Below are 21841 nucleotides of genomic sequence, written 5' to 3'. Positions count from 1 at the left end.
GGTCAGAGGGAACGCAGCCCGAGCGCTTCCAGCCGGGACACCGCGACGGAGCCGGCGAACCGCTCCTTCTGCGCCAGGTGCGCCAGGTACAGCTCGGCGCCCCGGTGGCCCGCGGGCAGGTCGTTGACGGACAGCACGCGCAGCCCGAGGTTCACCGTCGCCCGGTAGGGGTTGAGGTCGGCGTCGAACGCCTCCTCGACGATCGACAGCTCGGTCAGCCGCACGGGCATGACCCGCTTGGCGCCCCAGACGAACAGCGTCAGCGGGGTCTCGATCGGCGTGATCTCCAGCGTGCCCAGCGCGGCGAGCCGCTCGTTGGCCCGCAACTGCCCGCTGGAGGGGTGCACCAGCATCTCCAGCGTCGCGAGCTGCGGGTGGACGCCGAACGGCGAGGGCACGTCGGGCTGGTCGGTGGCGTCGAGCTCGGCCGCGAACTTCCACGTCTCGATCGCCGGTCCCTTGAGCCGCAACGCCTCGGTCCGGTCACCCTGCTCGGCCCCCGAGGCGAGCGGAGCGAGGCTGCGCTCCAGCGAGTCGGGGTTGAACTGCATGACGATGATCCGCTGCGGCGTCCCCCGCTCGGGGTCGACGACGACGAGCCCGGACCGCACGGGGCGAGGTACGTCGGTGAGCCGGGTCACGTCGACTCCAGACCGAGGTGTTCGAAGACGCGGAGCACCCGTGTGGCGAAGTCGCGGAGGAACTCGTCGGGATCCGATCGGGCGATCTGTTCGAGGGTGCCGCTGAAGTCGATCCACTCCGTGTACGCCATGGCCCACAGCGCACCCTCCCGCACTCTCGTGTGCGGTGAGGCGCTGGCGTTCTGAATGGTGTCGGTGAAACGAGCGTCAGCGACCAGGGGAGCGCCGAGTCCTGCTCTCGCCACCGCCTCCGCCTCCGATTCCGGATCGCGGGTGCTGGTGGCCTGCTGGATGAGATCTTCGAACGTCAGAACTCCTGGATGCGCCTCGAACAGAGCGACCGCGCTGTCGATCTCCTCCGGTGCCACCTTGCTGGTGATGACGACGTGAGCGGCGCTCAACGCGGATTCTCTGGTGTAGGTCGCACGCAGTCCGGGCAGCAGCTCCCACACCGCGACGAGGTCCTCGGCCGAATCTCCGGGCACGTCCGGCGTGACGCCCACCTCGTCCCAGGCGCTCGCTCGTGCGATGGAGCGAACCTCGGACAGGGAGGTCCAGTTCCGGAAGAGGTAGCGCCGCGAGCGATGACCGTCTTTTCTTTGGATCGCTTTCACGATTTGAACCTTACGTTCGGCGTCCACCAGGGGAATTCTGATTGCATGCGTTCCACTATTCTTCTCTTGAGTTCGTTCAGCGTTTTCTCGGCATTTCCTTGTGAGTCGCTGTCGATGGGGGTGACTGTGTTGAACCACGCTTGCAGCGTTCTGACCTCTCGATTGGCGAGGTTCTGCGCGTCCTGCTGCTTCTGCAACAGCTGGAGCGACCGAAACTCGCGGGTGTTCCACTTGGCCAGTCGGGACTGCGCCGCGCGGAGCTGTGCCTGCGCGGCCCGCTGCACGGTCGGGTCGGCGCTGCCGCGGGCGCGTTCGATCCTCTTCGTGGCCTGCTCGACGTCCTTGTTCGCGCTCCGGACCATGTGAACGCGCCTCTGCCACTGGGGCAGGTCCCGCAGGTTTCCGACGAGCAGTTCCGGGGGAGCGCCGTTCCGGCGCAGGGCCTGCACCCGTCTCTCGACCGCCGCGTCCAGCGCCCCCGGTCGCTTCGCCAGGAACTTGTTCAGCACGGTGGCGGCGCTCGACGAGCCCTCGGGTGCCATGGGGTGCATCCGGAACGCTCGGAGGAACTTCTGCGTCTGAAGCTTCCGGTTCCCCTGACCGGGCACCTCCGCGTAGAGGTCGGAGATCAGTATCGAGAAGACCCTGGTTCCTGGATTGCGTCGCGGCTCCGTGTCGTGGGCCAGCATGCCGAGGAGCGCGATCTCGCCGGGGTCCGCGCCGAAGTTGGTCGCTCTGGACTGCTGGAAGACCGCGAGAGCCCTGGACGTCTGCGTCATGGTGCCTGATCCCAGGATCCTCCGTTCCGAGTCCGAGTAGCGGCCTCCTTCGCCGGTGAGGCCCGCGTTGTTCATCTTCTCCAGGAAGAAGCCACCCGGCTGGCCGTAGGAGCTGAGCATCCGGGACGAGACCTGGCCGCCGCCCGCACCTTCCAGGTTGATGACGTTGCGCTGGAACGGCTTTCCGAGCTGTGGTGTGAGCAGACCTCCCGCTGTCGCGATGTCCTCGTTCGCGGGAATCGTGGTCTGTGTGGCACCGGTGGCCGTCTGAGTGGTGGCGAGCTGCTGTCCCTGAATCCTGGCGTCGCGCTGAGCGAGAATGTCCTTCTCCACGTCCCGGATGAACTTCAGCAGCGGTTCGGAGTCCAGCGAGACGCCGTTGACGACGAGCTTCTCGGGATTGAGTTGCGCGCGGTCGCCGAAGCTCGTGCCGCTTGTCCGCACCAGCCGGGAGAGTCGGTAGAACAGCCGCCAAGCAGCGAGCGCTGCGGTGTGGATCCGGCTTCCGGTACCGCGGGAGAGCAGCCGCTGAACCTTCGGCTTGATCTTCGCCACGATCAGGTCCAGGCGGCGCTGCTTCGACTCCGGGGAGTTGCGCTCCTCGTCCCGGCGGCGGCGGTTCTCCGCCCGTTGCCGCTGCTTGGCCCTCCAGCGGTCGCGGGCGCGCTGGTACCTGTCGCGCAGCTTCTTCGCCGTGTTGCGCAGCGACCTGCCCAGCCCGCTGTTCGCGATCCGCTTGCCGACCCTGCGCAGGGTCGTCGCCACGCGTCGCACCCCGTCGCGGACGGCGGTGCGGGCTCGGTTCAGGGGGGACGGGCGATCCGGCCCGCGCGGAGCCGTGCGGCGGTCGGCGGCGCGCTGCGACGGGGTGCGGCGGTCGGGAGCGCGGCGGTCGGGGGTGCTGGGACGGCCCCTCGTTCCGGCCACCGGGCCACCGGGGCGGCGGCGCGGACCGGGGCGGCCTCCCGGTGGGCGCAGGGCCCGGCTCGCTCCGCGCAGGCCCCGGCGAGCGGCGTTCACGGCGTTGCCCGCGCCCCGGCGCACGCCCCTGCCCGCTCGCGCCAGGCCGTTCTTGATCTTCGCGGCCATGCCCTTCAGCGCCCTGCCGACGCCCTTGGCCGCCATCGCCAGCTTCGCCATCAGGAAGTTCGTGATGAACTCCAGCAGCGCCACGACCCCGGCCGCCACGGCGGCGGCGAACAGGCACGCGGCCGGACCCGCCTTCACGGCCCTGGCGAACGCGATGAACGCGCTGATCGCGCCGAGGATCTTGCTGACCGAGCCCCACGCGGCCATCAGACCCTGCACGACCGCCAGGACCGCGCCCGCCGCCGGGACGATCAGCGACACGACCCGCTCGACGACGACCGCCACGATGATCGTCGGCAGGGCGGCGACGACGGAGTCCCACACCATCTTGCCGATCTGGGCCATCGAGATGCAGCCCTTGACCAGCACGTCGATCACGGTCTTGCCGAGCCCGACGACGGCCTCCACCTTCTCGTCGAACCACTGCCTCACCGCGGTCTTGATCGCGCCCCACAGGTGGTTCTGGATGCCCTCCTTCGCCGAGCTGCCCAGCCTGCCCAGCCACGCTCCGACGCCCATCGAGGCGATGTCGGCGACGATCGCCGCGAACTCGCCGAGCATCTGGATCGCGGCCTTCGCGAACTCGATCGCCGCGTTGACGGCGCCGCGCACCACCTCGACGGCGGCCTTGAGCCCGGCCTCCAGCAGGCGCAGCAGCCCGGTCAGCGCCTCGGCCAGCTTGTTGAGCAGGAACTCGACGCCCGCCTTGAGCTCGTCTGCCAGCTCGTTCACGGCGGCGATGGCCGCGTCGCGGGTGGTCTCGATGGCCTCGCGCATCCGCGCGGCCAGTTCGGGGAAGAACACCGCGAGGACGTCGCACAGCGCCAGCAGCACGTTCGCCAGCGCGTCGATCAGGCCGACGATCGCGTCGCGCGCCAGGTCGATCAGGCCCGTGACGATCGACGCGAAGCCCCGGACGATGTCGTTCACCAGCGCCACGGCGGCGTTGAAGATGTCGGTGATCGCGTCCAGCAGGGCGTTGAAGAAGCTGGTGACCTTCGAGGCGATCCAGCTGAAGAAGCCACCGCTCTCGGACTCGCGCTGCTTGGCCTCCTTCTCCTCGCGCGCCTTCTCCTCCGCGGCTCGGCGCTCGCGGACGATCCTGTCGTCGTCCTCCTGCTTCTGCTGCTCGACCTCGCGGTCGGTCTCGGTCTTCTCGTCGCTGATGCCGGTCCGTGCCTTCTCGTGCTCCGCCCCGGCCTCGGCGTTGCTCTCCTCGACCTTCGTGTTCTGCTCGGTCCGCCACTCCTCGCGCTTCGCGGCGACGTCGGCGGCGACCTTGCCGCGCTCGGCGGTCTGCGCGGCGGCGTTCTCCTGGACGGTCGCCGCGACCTCGGCGTCGTGCTGCGCGTTGGCCTGTTCGGCGCCCTGCTGCTGCGTCTGCCGCTCGACGCCCATCTGCGTGCCGCCCTGCTCGACGCCCGCCTGGATCTGCGGGCCGCGCTCCTGCTGCGCCACGACCGCCACCCCGGCGTCGGCCCCGCCGGGGCCTCCCGCGCCGGGCAGCGGACCGGCGGTCGCGCCGCCACCGCCCTCGCCTCCCGGCACCTGCGCGGTCAGCGTCTCGGCGGGCACGTCCGGGAAGATCTGGTCCTCGCCGAGCGGCTTGGCCGCCTCCTGCACGCCGGTCTCGTGCATCGTGCCGGTGGCCTGCTGCAACTCACCGGCCTGCTGGTCGGTGCGCACGGGATCGGTCTCCCCGGCCAGTTCCACCTCGGGCGCGGGGCCGACCGTCGTGTTCAGCGCGGGGTCCGTGGTCGGCACGTTCGCCACGGCCTGCTGCACGTTCTCGATCTCGTCGGGGGAGAGGTTGCCCTGCGCGTCTCCGGCGACGTGGGGGCGCGGCGCGGCGTTGGCCCGGTTCTGGCCCTCGATCCGCTCCGCCTGGGCCCGCTCCTGCCGCTCGGCGCTCTCGGCGGCGGTCCTCTCCAGGGTGATCTTCTGCGCGTCACCGGGTGGCGCGGCCCGCGGGGGACCGGACAGCGTCTGCGGGGCGCCCGACGGACGCTCCGTCGTGGGCGGCGCGGCGGCCAGGGCCGACTGCTGCTCACCGACGTCGCGGCTCACCGCGGCGTCCACGCCCGCCAGCGAGGTCTGCATCCGGTCCGGCGGCAACGTCGACACGGTGGCCAGCGCGGCCTCGGGCGGCTGGGACGACACGTCGGGCGGCGCGACCTGCGGTTCGGCCGCCGCGGCCGGAGCACCGGCGCCACCGCCGCCACCAGCACCGCACCCGGCGCCACCGGCGCCCTCACCGGCGGTCGGGGCGGGCGGGCCGCCGCAGCCGCCACCGCCGGGTTCCAGCGACGCCTCCGGAGCGGGGGCCGGACCGTTCTCCACCTGCTCGGGCGCGGCCTCCGGCCCAGCGCCGGCCGGATCACCGGCGGGCGCGCCGGCACCGGGGAGTCCGCCCGCGGGCATCAGCCCCCCGGTCGTCGGTCCGGGGGACGCCGTCTCCGGCGACACCGGCTCCGGAGCGGTGACGGCACCGGGCGCGCGGGTGTCGACGGGGTCCGCGCCGACGGGCTCCGCGACGGGTGCCGCGGACTCGGCCCCCGGCTCCGGGCCGACCTCGGCGGCCAGCGGCTGCTCGGCGGGCACCTCCTCCTCCACCGGGGTGGCGGGAGCGACGGGTTCGGGGGCGGCGTCGGCGGGCTCGGCCTCCTCCGTCTCCTCCTGCTCGGCCCTGGTCGGCGGGGGAGCGGGGAAGCTCGGCGCGCTCGGCGGGCTCGGCGGCGCACCGCTGCTGGGCAGCGTCAGCTGATCGGCCGTGGGAACGTTCGACACGTCCAGGTCGGTGCTGGGCAGGAAGTCCGCGGGCGTCAGCGGCGGGCGTTCCGGCCGCCCCTCCTCCTCCGGGGCGCGTTCCTCGGGTTCGGGAACGTCCACCTCGGCGTCGGCGCCGGGCTCCAGACCGATCGGCTGCTCCTGCTCCGGCTCGGTGTCCTCGCGGTCGTCCCGGTCGAGCAGACCGTGCTGGGCCAGTGGGCTCTCCGGCGCGCGTTCGGCCTGTTCCACCTGCTCGGGACCGGCGGGTGTCGGCTCCGCGACCCCCGCGCCGCCGGTGGCGGGCGTGGCACCCGCGGCCGGAGCCCCACCGGCGGCAGGCGGTGCTCCCGGCGCTCCCGGCGCCCGCGCGAGCGGCTGCTGAGCGGCTTCTGCCCCGGCCTCCTCCGCGGCCTCGTCCTCCTCGCCCTTCTCCTCGCCGTCCTCCTTCTCCTTCTCGTCCTCCTCCGGTTCTTCGGCCTCGGCCTCCTCCGGCTTCTCCTCGGCCTCCTCCGGAGACGGCTCCTGCTGGGGCTCCTCCTCCGGCGTCTCCCCGGCACCGGGTTCCTCGGTGCCGGGTTCCTCTGTGCCGGGTTCCTGCTCGGCGGGTTCCTCGTCCGGCTCCTGCTCCGACGGCGGCTCCTGCTCGCCGGGCTCCTGCTCCGGCGCGGGTTCCTCCTCGCCGACGGGCTCCGGAACGCCCGGCGTGTCCACCGGGCCGCCGGCCGCCTCGCGGTCGGCCTCCACCAGGATCTCCAGCACGCGCGCGTACTCCGACGACGGCAGCCGCGTCTCCAGCCGGATCAGCACCGTCTCGCGCAGCTCCGGCGTGAACCGGCTCAGCTGCCCCCGCACCCGCCCGGACACGTCCTCCGGGTCACCGCGCAGGCTGCGCAGCACACCGGCCACCAGCCGGTCGACCAGCGCCGCCGGGTCGAGCTGCTCGGTGCGCATCCGGTCGGCGTCGACGGTGGCGTAGCGCAGCCACGACGCGCCCGCCCGGGCCCGCTCGACGGGCTGCTCGGGCCGTTCGGAGCGAGCGATCCGCTCCGCCTCCTGCTCCACGGGCTCCTGCGGCAGGCTCACCGCGCCGCTGTCGCGTCCCGCTCGCAGCGCGCCGAACGCGACCGGGGCCTGCACGGTGTGCAGCAGCTCGTGCACCAGCAGCCGCCGCCCGTCGGTGGTCTCCGGGCGGAAGGTGTCGCGGGCGAAGAAGATGTCCTGCCCCACCGTCACGGCGTCCGCGCCGAGCAGGGCGGTCATCGCGGCCGAGTCCTGGTCGTGGTGCACCCGCACGCGGCTGAAGTCGTGGCCCAGCCTGCTCTCCAGCTCGCGCCGCACACCCGGGTCGACGGGGTGGCCGGGGGACGCCAGGACCTCCCGCAGCTCGCGGGGCGCACGGGCGGCCGGACGTGGTCGCTCCGGCGTCTTCTGCTCGCCGGAGGGCTTCTGCGCCTTCGCCCGCGACAGCGCCCGCGTCACCGCGTGCCCCGCTTCAGTCCGGTGTGGACGGACCGGGCGAGCGCGCGCCCCAGCTGCCGCGCCGATCCCGTGCGGGGCAGAGCGGGCAGGTCGTCCACGACATCGGCGCAGACGCGGGCGACGGAGGTCTCGTCGCCGTCCAGCAGGCGGGTCAGCTCCCGCTGGAACGCCCGCACCACCAGGTCCCCGTCCACCCGGCCGAAGCCGGTGAGGACCAGCTCGTCGACGTGCACCTCGACGCGGTTCACACCCATCCCGCCACCTCCGACGAGGTGAGGGAGCGCTCCAGCTTCAGGTACTCGGTGCGCGAGGACGCCAGCACGTGCCGCATCGCCAGCGGCACGCCCTCCTCCGCGGCGAGGAACGCGGCCGACAGCGCCACGTTGCGGATGCTGCCGCCCGCCACGGTGAGCTGCGCCAGCCGCTCGGGGTCCAGGTCGTCGACGGGGGTTCGCGCGGGGATCACCCGCCGCCAGATCTCGGCGCGCTCGGCCGGACCGGGGAACGGGAAGTCCACGACGAACCGGATGCGTCGCAGGAACGCCGTGTCCAGGGCCTTCTTCATGTTGGTGGTGAGGATCGCGAGGCCCCGGTAGGCCTCCATCCGCATCAGCAGGTAGCTGACCTCGATGTTGGCGTAGCGGTCGTGGCTGTCCTTGATCTCGCTGCGCTTGCCGAACAGCGCGTCGGCCTCGTCGAACAGCAGCAGCGCGCCGCCGCCCTCCGCCGCGTCGAACACCCGCCGGAGGTTCTTCTCCGTCTCGCCGATGTACTTGCTGATCACCTGGGACAGGTCGATCACGAACAGGTCCAGGCCGAGCCGACCGGCCAGCACCTCGGCGGCCAGCGTCTTCCCCGTGCCGCTGCCGCCGGCGAACAGCGCCGTCACGCCCAGGCCGCGCCGCAGCACGGAGTCGAAGCCCCAGTCCTGGTAGACCACCGCGCGCTGCCGGACGTGCGCGACGATCTCGTCCAGCACGGTGTGCTGCGCGCTCGGCAGCACCAGGTCCCGCTCGGTGGCGCGCGGCTCGACGCGGTGACCCAGCTCGTCGAGCGCGATCCGCGCGTGTGCGAGCCCCGCCCGCCACGCGCCACCCGCACCCTGCGCGCGGGCCGACGCGCCAGCCCGGCGGATCACGTGCGCGGGCAGGGAGAACTGCTCGACCACGTCGGCCAGTTCGCGGTCGTCGGCGTCGTCGCCGAGCACGGTCGTCCACAGCGCGCGCTGCTCGGCCTGCGTCGGCCGGGACAGCGTCACGCGCGGCCAGGCCCCGATCCCCGTCTCCACCGGGTCGGCCGAGGACACCACGACGGGAACGCCCAGATCACCGACGAACGACCGCACGGCGGCGAGCCGCTGCGGCGTCGGCTCCCCGACCTCCAGCAGCAGCGCGCCGGGCAGCAGCAGCGCTTCGCGCTCCCACAGCCGCGCCAGCGCCTCGCGCTCCACCGGGGCGGACGGCAGGTCCTCCGCCGTCACCGCGTGCAGCGACGCGTCCGCCAGCCGGGCGGCTTCCGCGGCCACCTCCCAGCGGGTCTGCTGGTCGGCTCCGCAGAGCTGCACGCACGCCTGCTCCCGCTCCTCCCACACCGCGCTGATCTCCCGCGCGGCGTCGCGCTGGGAGGCGGGCAGGCCGGTGGGCGCGTCGAGACCGGTGAGCATCCCGCGCAGCCGGACGTCCAGGTGCGGCACCCCGGCGAGGTAGTGCAGCACGCGCTCGTCGATGCGCAGCGGCGAGGTGGTGAGCGCGGCTCCCCGCTCGACCTCGATCAGCTGCCAGCGGCGCAGCGGCGCCACGGGTGTCAGCGCGCTCCAGTGCGGGTTCTCCAGTGCGGCCAGCGCCAGCGAGAACGTGGGGTGGTCGCGGTGCGGGTCACCGCTGGCGGCGGCGCAGCGCGCGGCGGTGCTCGCGTCGGTCTCGGCCGCCGCGGTCAGCACGAGCACCGACCGCTCGAACGGGGTCAGGCCGAAGCACGCGCACAGCGCGTCGAGCGCCGACACCTCGTCGCCGCGCTCCTCCGGCACGACGGGAGCGTCCACGACGCCCGCGTGGGCGTCGAGCCGCGCCAGCACGGCACGCGTCGCCGAGGCGAGGGCGCGCTGGTGCACGTCCACGTCGGACAACCCCCGTCGTCCCACCGCTTCCCTCCCCCCGATCAGCTCTCAGTCGAAGTCGATCGCCGGACCGCTGAACGCGCCGTCCTCGACGTGCAGCGGGCTCTCGGCACCGTCGACCCGCACCCGCACCAGGTAGGTCCCGGCCAGCACCCCGGCCGTCGGCACGGTGAACTCCTCCACCGGCTCCGGTCCCGCCGCGAGCGGGAACGGCGCGGTGAACCGGAAGCCGCGCGGCGTGCCGGCCGGTGCGCGCTCGTCGAGCAGCAGCTCCACCCGCTGGTCCACCCCGGCGGGGACGTCCAGCCGGACCAGCACGTCGGAACCGGTCCGGGTCGCGGCCACCACCCCCGGCCGCCGCACGTACGGCGCGGTGTTGGACTCCAGCCACGGCCGGTCCGCGGCGGGATCGCCGAACCGCACGTCGTAGCGCAGCTGCACCGGGTGCGTGCCCGGCGGCAGGCCCGGCGGCTGCGCGAGCACGACCAGGTCGTCCCGCGCGCGCAGCACGTCGGCCGGGACGCCGCCGACGACCGCGCTGAGCCCTCGCCGTCCCAGGTCGGAACCGAGCACCGCGAGCCGCCGGTCGGAGGTGATCGGGCCGTCGTCGGGCGCGGTGCCGGGCTCGGCGTCCGCCGCGAGCGAGAGCACCGACTCGACGACGGGCCGGGTGGACGCCTCGACCGCGATCCGGCGCCGCAGCACCGGTGTGCCGGTCGCGGGAACGGACTTGCCGTCGAGCAGCACGGCCGTCGCCTGGTAGACCACCGACAGCGCGTAGGGGGTCTGCACCATCGTCGACCACAGCTTCGACAGGTCGTCGAGGTCCAGCGACAGCGGGGTGAACCGCACGGCCTGCGGCGAGGCCGCCAGGTCGGAGCCGAGCAGGTGCTGCCGCGCGGCGGCGGCCTCGACGTCCGCCCGCGACAGCGTCGGCTCCTCGTGCAGGGTCCTGGTGGTCGCGCCGAGCAGCCGCTGCGGCACCAGCTCGGTCTCGTTGCCGTAGAAGCTGATCAGGTAGTGCAGGTCGAGGGCGAGCTGCGGCGTCTTGAGCACGGTGCCGTCCGGGCCCCTGGTGACCGCGTCCCGGTTGCGCAGCGCCGCGTTGGGCACCACCTGGTACAGGAAGATCGTGACGGTGGGGTCCTGCTGCGGCGGGTCCGACGGAGGCTTGCCGGTCACGACGTTCGTGCCGAGCTGGACGTCGGCGACCGCACGGCCGACGACCGCGCGCAGCGCTTCGGTGACCGTGGCCACGGCGAGGAAGTTGCTCATCGGCGACCGTCCTCGCGGGCCAGGTAGCGCTCCAGGTCGAGCGCCGGTTCGGGTCGCGACGGCCTCGGCCGGGGGGAGGGGTCGCGCTCCGGCCGCTGCGCCACGACCTCGACGCGGCCGATGGTGACCTGCACGACGTGCTCCGGCGGGGCCTGCGCCGCGCGGCGCGCGGTGGCCGCGGAGGCGCGGCGCGGTTCGGCGGGAGCGGGGGAGGCGCCGGGAACGCGCGCGGGTGCGCTGTCGTGCGGCACCAGTTCGGCCACCCGCTCCCGCTCGTGCACCTCGACCCTCGTGGTGGACCGCTCACCCGGTCGCGCGGGCCGGTCCGGCGCGCGCGGGGCGGTCGGGGCGGGCGGCGTCGCGCGGGGTGCGAGGGCCGGGGCCGCGTCCCGCTCGACCGTGTGCACCTCGTGCCTCGTGACCCCGGGGGGACCGGGGTCGGCGACGTCCGGTGCCTCGCCGGTCACCGGGGTGGCCGGAGCCCGGTGGTCGGGGACGGGCACCGGCGACGGCCGCGCCGCGGGACCGGTCTCGACGGTGGTGAGCTCGTCCTGCTCGGCGTCCGCCCGGTGGTGCTCGAACAGCTGCGGCAGCCGCGGCACGACGGCCGACTCACCGGCGGGCGCGGGGCAGCCGGGCACGCTCCGCGCCAGCAACCGGTCGAAGAAGTCAGCCGTGCCGAAGTCAGCCATGCCCCACCAGTTCCAGGTAGTGCCGGCGGCGCGTGGGGCTCAGCGCGAGCACGTCCGGCTCGCTCCAGCCGTAGGAGGACGCCAGCAGGTGCACGTCGAGCAGCGTCCGGCGTGCCCACGCGTCCAGTTCCGCCCACAGGAACGAGGGGATGTCCACGACCGCCCTGGTGGGACGCCCGCACTCCACGCACGGCATCGTCAGGCAGACGTCCGAGGCCGGGTCCGCGTCGGCCGCGCTCCGCGCGACCCCCGCCAGCACCTCCGGCGGCAGCCGGTCGCCGGGCACGTCCACGCCCCGCCGCCGCGCGGAGACCACGCACCGCGCGAGCAGCGCCCGCTTGGCCCCCTCCGGTCCCGCCGACGCGACCGCGAGCAGGTCGGCGGAGGTCGGCAGGCGCAGTCGGACGCTCCACCCCCGCACGTCCACGGCCACCTCCCCGCTCCCGCCGTCCTCACCGCCGCGCAGCACGGCGGTCACGTCGAAGTCGAACTCCTGCTCGGTCTCGCAGTGCGGGCACGTCACCCGGCCGGTGAGCCGCTCGCCGAACAGCGCCCGGCGCAGCGCGAACAGGTCCCGGTCGCGCCGGCCCACGGGGACGTCGAGCAGTTCACCGGTCGTGCCGCCGCGGACGAGGGCGTGCAGCAGCACGGCGCGGTGCACGGCTCCGGCCGCGAGGCCCGACTCCCAGGTGGCCAGCAACTCGGTCGCCGACCGCATCGTCACGCCGGGTACTGGATGGACGGCTCTTCGGGCTCGGCGACCTCGTAGTCCCGCTCCCAGCCCTCGTTCTCCAGCTTCAGGCTCTGGATCGCGACGGCGTTGGCGTTCGCGTCCAGCTCGCCGAGGATCTGGTACTCGGCGACCCACGCCCGGTAGACCTTGTAGGCGACGGCGACCTGCCCGGCCTCGTTGAGGACCTGGATCACGACGTCCTTGCGGAAGTCGCGCAGCGACGACTCGGAGCCCCTGCCCTGCCCGACCGTCCAGACCTTGTTGGCCCACCGGTCGAACTCCGGGTCGTGCGTGACGCCCCGCTCCAGGGTGATCGCCTCGAACTCGGTGCGGCCCGCCGACTTGCGCGGAGAACTGGCCGCGCCGCCGTCGCGGTGCTTCACGACCTCGGTCGTCCGCTTCAGCGGACTTATCTTGGACACCCCCGCGACGGTCCGGCCGTCCCACAGGACCAGGAACTTGAAGTTCTTGTACGGATCGAACCGCTGCGGGTTCACGGTGAACTCGGCCATGAATTCCTCACACCTCGATCTGCCCGGCGAGTTGTTCGATCTTGATGATCACGAATTCTGCGGGTTTCAGCGGAGCGAATCCCACGAGAACGTTCACGACGCCGCTGTTGACGTCGTTCTGCGTGGTGGTGTCCTTGTCGCACTTCACGAAGTAGGCGTCGCGCGACGAGACGCCCTGGAATGCGCCTCGCTCGAACAACGAGTGCATGAACGCGCCCACGTTGAGCCGGATCTGCGCCCACAGCGGCTCGTCGTTGGGCTCGAAGACCACCCACTTCGTCCCGCGGTACAGGCTCTCCTCGATCATCAGGGCCAGCCGGCGCACCGGCACGTACTTCCACTGCGAGGCCAGCGCGTCGGCGCCCTCCAGCGTGCGCGCGCCCCACACGACCGGGCCGATCACCGGGAACGAGCGCAGGCAGTTCACGCCGAGCGGGTTGAGCAGGCCGTTCTCCGGGTCGGTCATCGGCACGGTCAGCGCCCGCGTGCCGCTCAGCCGGGACTCGGTGCCGGCCGGCGCCTTCCACACCCCGCGCTCGCTGTCGGTGCGCGCCATGATCCCGGCGACCGCGCCGGACGGCGGGAACGCCCGCAACCGGCCGCTGACCGGGTCGAACAGCTCCTGGTGCGGGAAGTACAGCGCGGAGTGGCTGCTGCGGATCGACTCCAGCTTCGCCAGCTCGCCCCTGGCGTCGTCGATCGTGGTCCAGGAGGCGGGGCTGTCCACGATCAGGAACATCCGCTTGTCCTGGCACAGCCTGGTCGCGGCGGCCAGCACCGCGACCGCCTTGTCCAGGTTCTCGTCGTCGGGGAAGGCGCAGACCTCGGGCAGGACCAGCAGGTTGACGTCCTCGACGGCGCGCAGCGCGTTCAGCCCGGTCTTGCGGACCTCGTTGCCGATGAGGTCGACGGGGCCCGGCGCGGTGCCGTCCGCCCCGGCCTGGCCAGCGCCCTGCGACCCGGAGTCCTCGGTCGCGCCGAGGGCGTAGGCCGTGACGTTGGAGGAGGCGCCGAAGCCCAGGGCGGTGCCCACCGGACCGCCCAGCACGAGGACGCGGCCGGGGTCCTCCGCGCCGGAGACCACCTGCAGGCGCTTCCCGGCGACCCGGACGCGCGTGGAGCTGAACGCGCGGGAGCCCGGCGGGTCGGGCACGGCCCGCACCGCGTTCTCCACCAGCAGCGCGAGCTGCGCCAGCGAGCCCGCCTTCGTCGCGGGCACGTCGATCTCGTGCTCGGCGTCGTCCCCGGCGAACCCCACCTTCAGCACGCCCTCGACCTCCGGGAGGTCGGCGTCGAACGCGGAGGAGAGGGTGCCGGTGGGCTCTGGCCGGTTCTTCTTCGACGGGTCCACGTGGACCACGCTCACCAGCGACGACCCGGAGTTCACGACGTCGACGACGTAGCGCGGGTCGGCGGGGTCCATCGACAGGTCGGTGAAGCGCTCGCGGGGCTGTCCGCCGGTGGCGAAGACCTCCAGGGCGAACGTGCGGTCGGGCGTCGGTGTCGCGTGGTCGACCGCGACCCGCAGCCCGTTGCCCCAGGCGCCGGGCTCCCTGGCGCTGACCGCGAGCACGGCCGCCGGCGGGTTCTGCTGGTCGGAGGAGGAGTTCTTCAGCTGCACCGAGGCGGCGACCGCTCCCGCCACGACGCGCACGACGACGGCGATCGTGCCGCCGTTGAGGAAGAACTGCTGGACCGAGTGGCCGAGCGGGCTCCCGGCGGAGAGGCCGCCGAACCGCCGCTCGAAGTCGGCGAAGCTGGTGATCGTGACGGCCTGGTCCACCGGCCCCTTCGCCGTGTGTCCGACGAAGGCGGTGACCGAGGTCGAGACGGTGGTGATGGTGCGAACACTGCTGGGCAATTCTTCTACGTACACGCCCGGATAACTGGGTGTCACTGGCATTCCGTCTCCACGTTCCTCGACGCGGTGCACTGCTGGAAATGGGCGAGCGTCACCCAAGAACACCGGTACCCAGCGCCAGAACGGTGCGGTAGCCGATTTGCGAGCCGTTCCCCCGTGTCCACCGCGGCCAAAGAGTTCGAAGAGGTCGAATCGGTGGACCGTGTTGATGTTTGCGCTCCTGCGCTGTCGCGTCAAGCGAACCGGTGAATCTGGTCCGACGGCGGTCGTGATGTTTACCCGAACGGGTTAGCGAGATGTCCGTTGCGAGATCAGTTCATGTTCTTCGACGAACATCGACAAATCTGCGCGACGCGGAATTTCTCCGCCACCGGCCGATCGCCGGACCGCTCCGCCGCCGGCGCGGCCCGTCTGGGATACCAGACGGTGTCGCCCTCCGCGGGGTCGCCGGGAGGCCGCGCAGGCGTTGAGATGGGCCCATGCGACAACCGGTGGAACTGGGCCAGAAGCCCCTGACCCGCGAGGACGTGCACGCCGTCGCCCGCCACGGCGCGAAGGTCGAGATCACCGCCGCCGCGCGCGAGGCGGTCGCCGCGGCCCGCGCCCACGTCGAGCGGCTCGCCACCGAGGAGCGGCCCACCTACGGCGTGTCGACCGGGTTCGGCGCGCTCGCGGTGCGGCACATCCCGCCGGACCGCAGGGCCGCGCTCCAGCGCTCCCTCGTCCGCTCGCACGCCGCCGGCGCCGGTCCCGAGGTGGAGCGCGAGGTCGTGCGCGCCCTGGTGCTGCTGCGCCTGCGCACCCTCGCCACCGGCCACACCGGGGTCCGCCCGTCCACGGTGGAGACGATGGCGGCGGTGCTCAACGCGGGCATCACGCCCGTCGTCCACGAGCACGGGTCGCTGGGCTGCTCCGGCGACCTCGCGCCGCTGTCCGCCGCCGCCCTCGCGCTGATCGGCGAGGGGATGGTGCGCGACGCCGGCGGCGATCTCCTCCCCGCGGCCGAGGCGCTGGCCGCGGCGGGGATCGAACCGGTCCAGCTCGCCGAGAAGGAGGGGCTGGCGCTGATCAACGGCACCGACGGCATGCTCGGGATGCTGCTGCTGGCCATCACCGACCTGCGGGAGCTGCTCGACCTCGCCGACCTCACCGCGGCGATGAGCGTGGAGGCGCTGCTCGGCACCGACCGGGTGTTCGCGGCCGATCTCCAGGCACTGCGCCCGCACCCCGGCCAGGCCGTGTCGGCGGCCCGCATGACGGCGCTGCTGGCCGGCTCGGAGATCGTGGCCAGCCACCGCGGCCCCGACTGCACGCGCGTGCAGGACGCCTACTCGCTGCGCTGCTCGCCGCAGGTGCACGGCGCGGCCCGCGACACCGTCGCCCACGCCGAGACCGTCGCGGACCGCGAGCTGGCGTCCGCCGTGGACAACCCGGTGGTGCTGGCGGACGGCCGCGTGGAGTCCAACGGCAACTTCCACGGCGCGCCGCTGGCCCACGTGCTGGACTTCCTGGCGATCCCGGTCGCCGACGTGGCGAGCATGGCCGAGCGGCGCACCGACCGGATGCTCGACGTGGCGCGGTCGCACGGGCTGCCGCCGTTCCTCGCGCACGACCCCGGCGTGGACTCCGGCCACATGATCGCCCAGTACACGCAGGCCGCGATCGTCTCCGAGCTGAAGCGGCTGGCCGTGCCCGCGTCGGTGGACTCGATCCCCAGCTCGGCCATGCAGGAGGACCACGTGTCGATGGGCTGGTCGGCCGCGCGCAAGCTGCGCAGGTCCGTCGACGGCCTGCGGACCGTGCTGTCGATCGAGCTGCTCACCGCGGCCCGCGCGCTCGACCTGCGCGCGCCGCTGAAGCCCGCCCCCGCCACGGCGGCCGTCGTCGCGCTGCTGCGCGAGCACGTCGCCGGACCGGGCCCAGACCGCCACCTCGCGCCGGAGATCGCGGCGGCCGAGAAACTCGTCCGCACCGGAGCGATCCTGGAGGCCACCCGATGACAGGCAGCGACACCCCCGCCCGCGACACCCCGGTCCGCGCCACCCCGGTCCGGGCGGCGCGCGGCGCGACGCTCACCGCCAGGAGCTGGTCCACCGAGGCCGCGCTGCGGATGCTGCACAACAACCTCGACCCCGACGTGGCCGAGCGCCCGGAGGACCTCGTCGTCTACGGCGGCACCGGCAGGGCGGCCCGCGACTGGCCGAGCTTCCACGCCATCAGCCGCGAGCTGACGGACCTCGCCGACGACGAGACGCTGCTCGTGCAGTCCGGGCGTCCCGTGGGCGTGCTGCGGACCCACGAGTGGGCGCCGCGCGTGCTGATCGCGAACTCCAACCTCGTGCCGGACTGGGCGAACTGGCCGGAGTTCCGCCGCCTGGAGGCCGCCGGGCTCACCATGTACGGCCAGATGACCGCCGGGTCGTGGATCTACATCGGCACCCAGGGCATCCTCCAGGGCACCTACGAGACGTTCGCGGCCGTGGCGGACAAGCGCTTCGGCGGCACCCTGCGCGGCACGCTCACCGTGACCGCCGGACTCGGCGGCATGGGCGGCGCGCAACCGCTCGCGGTCACCATGAACGAGGGGGTGGCCCTCGTGGTCGAGGCCGACCCGGAGCGTGCCCGCCGCCGCGTGGAGACCCGCTACCTCGACGAGGTCGCCGACGACCTGGACGACGCGGTCCGCCGCGTGGAGGCAGCGAGGGCGGAGGGCCGGGCGCTGTCGGTCGGCGTGGTCGGCAACGCCGCCGAGGTGCTGCCGGAACTGCTGGCGCGCGGTGTCGCGGTGGACGTGGTGACCGACCAGACCTCCGCCCACGACCCGCTGGCCTACCTGCCGGTCGGCGTGGCGCTGGAGGACTGGGCCGACTACGCGGCGAGCAAGCCGGAGGAGTTCACCGAGCGCGCCCGCGAGTCGATGGCGCGGCACGTGGAGGCGATGGTCGGTTTCGGTGACCGGGGCGCCGAGGTGTTCGACTACGGCAACTCGATCCGCGGCGAGGCCCAGCTCGGCGGGTACGCCCGCGCGTTCGACTTCCCCGGCTTCGTCCCCGCCTACATCCGGCCGCTGTTCTGCGAGGGCAGGGGGCCGTTCCGCTGGGCCGCGCTGTCCGGCGACCCCGCCGACATCGCCGCGACCGACCGGGCGGTCCTGGAGCTGTTCCCGGACGACGAGCGGCTGCGCCGCTGGATCACGATGGCCCGCGAGCGGGTGGAGTTCCAGGGCCTGCCCGCGCGGATCTGCTGGCTCGGCTACGGCGAGCGGCACCTCGCGGGCCTGAGGTTCAACGAGATGGTCGCCTCGGGCGAGCTGTCCGCGCCGATCGTCATCGGCCGCGACCACCTCGACTGCGGCTCCGTGGCCTCGCCCTACCGCGAGACCGAGGCGATGGCGGACGGCTCGGACGCCGTCGCGGACTGGCCGCTGCTCAACGCACTGGTCAACACGGCGTCCGGCGCCACGTGGGTGTCGATCCACCACGGCGGCGGCGTCGGCATCGGCCGTTCGATCCACGCCGGTCAGGTGACCGTCGCCGACGGCACCGAACTGGCGGCGCGCAAGATCGAGCGCGTTCTCACCAACGACCCCGGCACGGGCGTCCTGCGGCACGTCGACGCGGGCTACCGGCGGGCGCGCGAGGTCGCGGACGAGCGCGGCGTGCACGTTCCGATGGCCTCCGGTGAGTAGCGCGACGGGGCTGCTCGCCGACATCGCCTCCGTGGGCGCGGACCGGCGGCGCGGCGGCTACTCCCGGCACGGCTTCGACCCCGCCGAGCTGGAGCTGCGCGAGTGGTTCGGCGCGGAGGCCGCCCGGCGCGGGCTCGACGTGACCACCGACCACAACGGCACCCTGTGGGCCTGGTGGGGTTCGCCCGGCCGGGACGCCGTGGTCACCGGCAGCCACCTGGACTCCGTGCCCGGTGGCGGCGCGTTCGACGGCCCGCTCGGCGTGGTGTCCGCCCTCGGGGCCGTCGACCTGCTGCGCGACCGGGGGTTCACGCCCCGCAGGCCGTTCGCGATCGCCGTGTTCGCCGAGGAGGAGGGCGGCCGGTTCGGCGTGCCCTGCCTCGGCTCGCGGCTGTCGACCGGCTCGCTGAGCCCGGACGCGGCCCGCGCCCTGCGCGACCCCGGCGGCACGAGCCTCGCCGAGGCCGTCGCGGCGGCCGGGCTGGACCCCGCGCGGCTCGGCCCGGCCGACCTGTCGTCCGTCGGCGTCTTCGTCGAGCTGCACGTGGAGCAGGGCCGCGGCCTGACCGTGCCGGTGGGCGTGGCCAGCTCGATCCTGGCCCACGGCCGGTGGCGCTTCACGTTCACCGGCGAGGGCAACCACGCGGGCGCGACCCCCGTCGAGGACCGGCGCGACCCGATGGTCCCGGCGTCCGCGCTGGTCCTGGCCGCGCGCCGGGCCGCCCGCGACGGCGCCCGCGCCACCGTGGGCCGCATCGTGCCCACGCCCGGCGGCACCAACGTCATCGCCTCGTCGGTGGACGTGTGGCTCGACGCCCGCGCGGCCGACACGCCGCGCACCCGCGCCGTCGTGGACGAGATCACCGCCGCTGCGCGGGCCGCGGCGGCCGACGAGGGCTGCGAGGTCGCGGTGACCGAGGAGTCCTACGGCGACACCGTCCACTTCGACCCCGGCCTGCGCGACGAGCTGGCGGCGGTGCTGGGCGGCGTGCCCGCGCTGCCCACCGGAGCCGGGCACGACGCGGGCGTGCTCGCCGCGCACGTGCCCGCGGCGATGCTGTTCGTCCGCAACCCCACCGGGATCAGCCACGCCCCGGCCGAGTTCGCCGAGCCCGACGACTGCGAGGCCGGGGTGGCGGCGCTCGCCACCGCGCTGGAGCACCTGGCGGGATGACGGCGTACTGGTGCGAGCGGGCCTGGCTGCCGGACGGCGTCGCGTCCGGCGTCCTGGTGCGCGCGGCGGACGGGGTGATCACGGCGGTGGAGCGCGCCGGGGTCCGCCCGCCGGACGCCGTGCGACTGCCGGGCCTGGTGCTGCCCGGGTTCGCCAACGCCCACTCGCACGCCTTCCACCGGGCGCTGCGCGGTCGCACCCACGGCGACGGCGGCACGTTCTGGACGTGGCGCACCGCGATGTACGCGCTGGCCGACCGGCTGACGCCCGAGTCGTACCTGCGGCTCGCGCGGGCCGCGTACGCCGAGATGGCCGTCGCCGGGGTGTCCTGCGTCGGCGAGTTCCACTACCTGCACGACCGCTCCAACGAGATGGGCGAGGCCCTGCGCGAGGCGGCGGCCGAGGCGGGCGTCCGGCTGACCCTGCTCGACACCTGCTACCTCGCCGGGGGCGTCGACGAACCGCTGTCGCCGGTGCAGGAGCGCTTCTCCGACGGCACGGCGCAGGCGTGGGCGCAGCGCGTCGCCGAACTCCGCGACGGCCCCGGCTTCCGCGTCGGCGCCGCGATCCACTCGGTGCGGGCCGTGCCGCGCCCGGCGCTCGCGGAGGTCGCGGCGGCGTTCCCGGCGCGTCCGCTGCACGTCCACCTGTCCGAGCAGCCCGCGGAGAACGAGGCCTGCCGTGCCGCGTACGGCCGCACGCCCACCGAACTGCTGGAGTCCGCGGGCGCGCTCGGCCCGCGCACGACCGCCGTGCACGCCACCCACCTGACCGCGCGGGACGTCGCGCTGCTCGGCTCCACCCGCACCGGAGTCTGCTTCTGCCCCACCACGGAGGCCGACCTCGCCGACGGCATCGGCCCGGCACGCGAACTCGCCGACGCGGGCAGCCCGCTGTCGCTGGGCAGCGACCAGCACGCGGTGGCCGATCCCCTGCTGGAGGCCCGCGCCCTGGAGCACGGCGAACGCCTCCGCACCGGGCGTCGCGGCCGGTTCGCCCCGGCGGAGCTGGTGGCCGCGCTCACCCGGCACGCCTGCCTCGGCTGGGACGCGGGCCGCATCGCCCCCGGCGTCCCGTGCGACCTCGTGTCGGTCCGCCTGGACACCGCCCGCACCGCCGGGTCGCTGCCCGAGCAGGTGGTCCTCACCGCGACGGCCGCCGACGTGGACACCGTGGTCACCGGCGGCCGGGTGATCGCGTCCGGCGGCGCGCACGCGACGCTGGGCGACCCCGGACCCCTGCTGGCCCGCGCGATCGAGGAGCTGTGGACGTGAGCACGCTGATCACCGGCATCGCCGAGCTGACCACCAACAGCGGACCCGCGCTGGCCGACGCGGCCGTGGTGCTGGACGGCGAGCACGTCGCCTGGGCGGGCCCCGCGTCCGCCGCCCCGCCCGCCGACACCCGCGTCGACGTCGAGGGCCGCGCCGTGCTGCCCGGCTGGGTCGACAGCCACACCCACCTGGTGTTCGCCGGTGACCGCACGGCCGAGTTCACCGCCAGGACGGCCGGACGGCCGTACGAGGCGGGCGGCATCGCCGTGACCGTCGAAGCGACCAGGGCCGCCACCGACGACGAGCTGGCCGCCGGGCTGCGCCGGCACGCCGACGAGGCCGCGCGGCAGGGCACCACGTGCCTGGAGACGAAGACCGGCTACGGCCTCACCACCGCCGACGAGGTCCGCTCGGCGCGCATCGCCGCTCGGGTCGCCGACGAGGTGACGTTCCTCGGCGCCCACCTCGTGCCGCCCGGCACCGACCCGGACGCCTACGTCGACCTGGTCCGCGGGGAGATGCTCGACGCGGTCGCACCTCACGTGCGCTGGGCCGACGTGTTCTGCGAGACCGGCGCCTTCGACGAGGAGCAGTCGCGGGCGGTGCTGCGCGCCGCCGCCGCGAAGGGCCTGGGCCTGCGCGTGCACGGAAACCAGCTCGGCCCCGGCCCTGGTGTGCGGCTGGCGGTCGCCGAGGGCGCGGCGAGCGTCGACCACTGCACCCACCTCACGTCCGCCGACGTGGACGCCCTGGCCGGTTCGCGGACCGTGGCCACCCTGCTCCCGGCGTGCGACCTGTCGACCCGCCAGCCGCTGCCGGACGCCCGCCGCCTGCTCGACGCGGGCGTCACCGTCGCCCTGGCCAGCAACTGCAACCCCGGCTCGTCCTACACGTCGTCGATGGCGTTCGTCGTGGCCACCGCCGTGCTCCAGATGGGGATGTCCGTGCCGGAGGCCGTGCGCGCGGCCACGCTGGGCGGCGCGCTCGCGCTGCGCCGCGACGACGTGGGCGTGATCCGGCCCGGCGCCCGCGCGGACCTGCACGTCCTGGACGCGCCCTCGGCCACCCACCTGGCCTACCGCCCCGGCGTGCCCCTGACCCGCGCGGTCTTCCGCCGCGGCGTCCGCGTCCACTGACCTGGAGCA

Annotated in this window: 15 protein-coding genes; 5 read left to right on the top strand and 10 right to left on the bottom strand. The window is 74.1% G+C overall.

What is annotated here, in order from left to right; translation table 11 throughout:
* Positions 1 to 2: 2 nt before the first annotated feature.
* From IMZ35_RS03685 to IMZ35_RS03640, 10 genes are read right to left on the bottom strand one after another with little or no spacing between them, the layout of a single operon-like run.
* Positions 3 to 641 carry a hypothetical protein gene (locus IMZ35_RS03685; RefSeq protein WP_199439395.1) on the bottom strand — a complete coding sequence of 213 codons (639 nt, stop codon included), beginning with the start codon at positions 639 to 641 and terminating at the stop codon, positions 3 to 5.
* Positions 638 to 1282, bottom strand: a complete 645-nt coding sequence (locus IMZ35_RS03680; RefSeq protein WP_199439394.1) for a hypothetical protein — start codon at positions 1280 to 1282, stop codon at positions 638 to 640. Before IMZ35_RS03680 ends, IMZ35_RS03685 begins: the two co-directional genes overlap by 4 nt.
* On the bottom strand, positions 1252 to 7371 hold the full coding sequence (locus IMZ35_RS03675; RefSeq protein ID WP_199439393.1) for an eCIS core domain-containing protein: 6120 nt from the start codon (positions 7369 to 7371) through the stop codon (positions 1252 to 1254). Before IMZ35_RS03675 ends, IMZ35_RS03680 begins: the two co-directional genes overlap by 31 nt.
* Complete coding sequence (locus IMZ35_RS03670) at positions 7368 to 7625, bottom strand: hypothetical protein (protein WP_199439392.1); 258 nt, start codon at positions 7623 to 7625, stop codon at positions 7368 to 7370. The genes IMZ35_RS03675 and IMZ35_RS03670 overlap by 4 nt, the downstream gene beginning before the upstream one ends.
* Positions 7616 to 9511, bottom strand: a complete 1896-nt coding sequence (locus tag IMZ35_RS03665; RefSeq protein ID WP_307867719.1) for an ATP-binding protein — start codon at positions 9509 to 9511, stop codon at positions 7616 to 7618. The genes IMZ35_RS03670 and IMZ35_RS03665 overlap by 10 nt, the downstream gene beginning before the upstream one ends.
* Before the next feature lie 24 nt (positions 9512 to 9535).
* Positions 9536 to 10762, bottom strand: coding sequence for a Pvc16 family protein (locus tag IMZ35_RS03660; protein ID WP_199439391.1), 1227 nt, complete (start codon positions 10760 to 10762; stop codon positions 9536 to 9538).
* Complete coding sequence (locus IMZ35_RS03655) at positions 10759 to 11454, bottom strand: hypothetical protein (protein WP_199439390.1); 696 nt, start codon at positions 11452 to 11454, stop codon at positions 10759 to 10761. Before IMZ35_RS03655 ends, IMZ35_RS03660 begins: the two co-directional genes overlap by 4 nt.
* Entirely contained in the window at positions 11447 to 12172 is a 726-nt protein-coding gene (locus IMZ35_RS03650) for a hypothetical protein (protein ID WP_199439639.1), read from the bottom strand. Before IMZ35_RS03650 ends, IMZ35_RS03655 begins: the two co-directional genes overlap by 8 nt.
* Before the next feature lie 2 nt (positions 12173 to 12174).
* A complete protein-coding gene (locus tag IMZ35_RS03645) occupies positions 12175 to 12699 on the bottom strand; it encodes a phage tail protein (RefSeq protein WP_199439389.1) in 525 nt (174 codons plus the stop codon).
* A gap of 7 nt (positions 12700 to 12706) precedes the next feature.
* Positions 12707 to 14602 (bottom strand): phage tail sheath family protein, encoded by a 1896-nt coding sequence (locus IMZ35_RS03640; protein WP_229369289.1) that lies wholly within the window; start codon positions 14600 to 14602, stop codon positions 12707 to 12709.
* 437 nt (positions 14603 to 15039) lie between these two features.
* On the opposite strand from IMZ35_RS03640, the gene hutH reads away from it, so the two are divergent.
* The 5 genes from hutH to hutI are packed head-to-tail and all read left to right on the top strand — an operon-like array spanning position 15040 to position 21832.
* Positions 15040 to 16560 (top strand): histidine ammonia-lyase, encoded by a 1521-nt coding sequence (gene hutH, locus IMZ35_RS03635; RefSeq protein ID WP_199439388.1) that lies wholly within the window; start codon positions 15040 to 15042, stop codon positions 16558 to 16560.
* Positions 16557 to 18248, top strand: coding sequence for a urocanate hydratase (gene hutU / locus IMZ35_RS03630; RefSeq protein WP_199439387.1), 1692 nt, complete (start codon positions 16557 to 16559; stop codon positions 18246 to 18248). Before hutH ends, hutU begins: the two co-directional genes overlap by 4 nt.
* Positions 18241 to 19422, top strand: coding sequence for an allantoate amidohydrolase (locus tag IMZ35_RS03625; protein ID WP_199439386.1), 1182 nt, complete (start codon positions 18241 to 18243; stop codon positions 19420 to 19422). The genes hutU and IMZ35_RS03625 overlap by 8 nt, the downstream gene beginning before the upstream one ends.
* Positions 19419 to 20696 (top strand): formimidoylglutamate deiminase, encoded by a 1278-nt coding sequence (locus IMZ35_RS03620; protein WP_199439385.1) that lies wholly within the window; start codon positions 19419 to 19421, stop codon positions 20694 to 20696. The genes IMZ35_RS03625 and IMZ35_RS03620 overlap by 4 nt, the downstream gene beginning before the upstream one ends.
* Positions 20693 to 21832, top strand: a complete 1140-nt coding sequence (gene hutI / locus IMZ35_RS03615; RefSeq protein ID WP_199439384.1) for an imidazolonepropionase — start codon at positions 20693 to 20695, stop codon at positions 21830 to 21832. The genes IMZ35_RS03620 and hutI overlap by 4 nt, the downstream gene beginning before the upstream one ends.
* Positions 21833 to 21841 lie beyond the last annotated feature (9 nt).

Origin of the sequence: Umezawaea beigongshangensis (genome assembly GCF_016464305.1) — a bacterium.
Taxonomy (GTDB): domain Bacteria; phylum Actinomycetota; class Actinomycetes; order Mycobacteriales; family Pseudonocardiaceae; genus Umezawaea_A; species Umezawaea_A beigongshangensis.
Note: the sequence above shows the minus strand (reverse complement) of the source record. Positions and strands in the feature narration are given on the sequence as shown.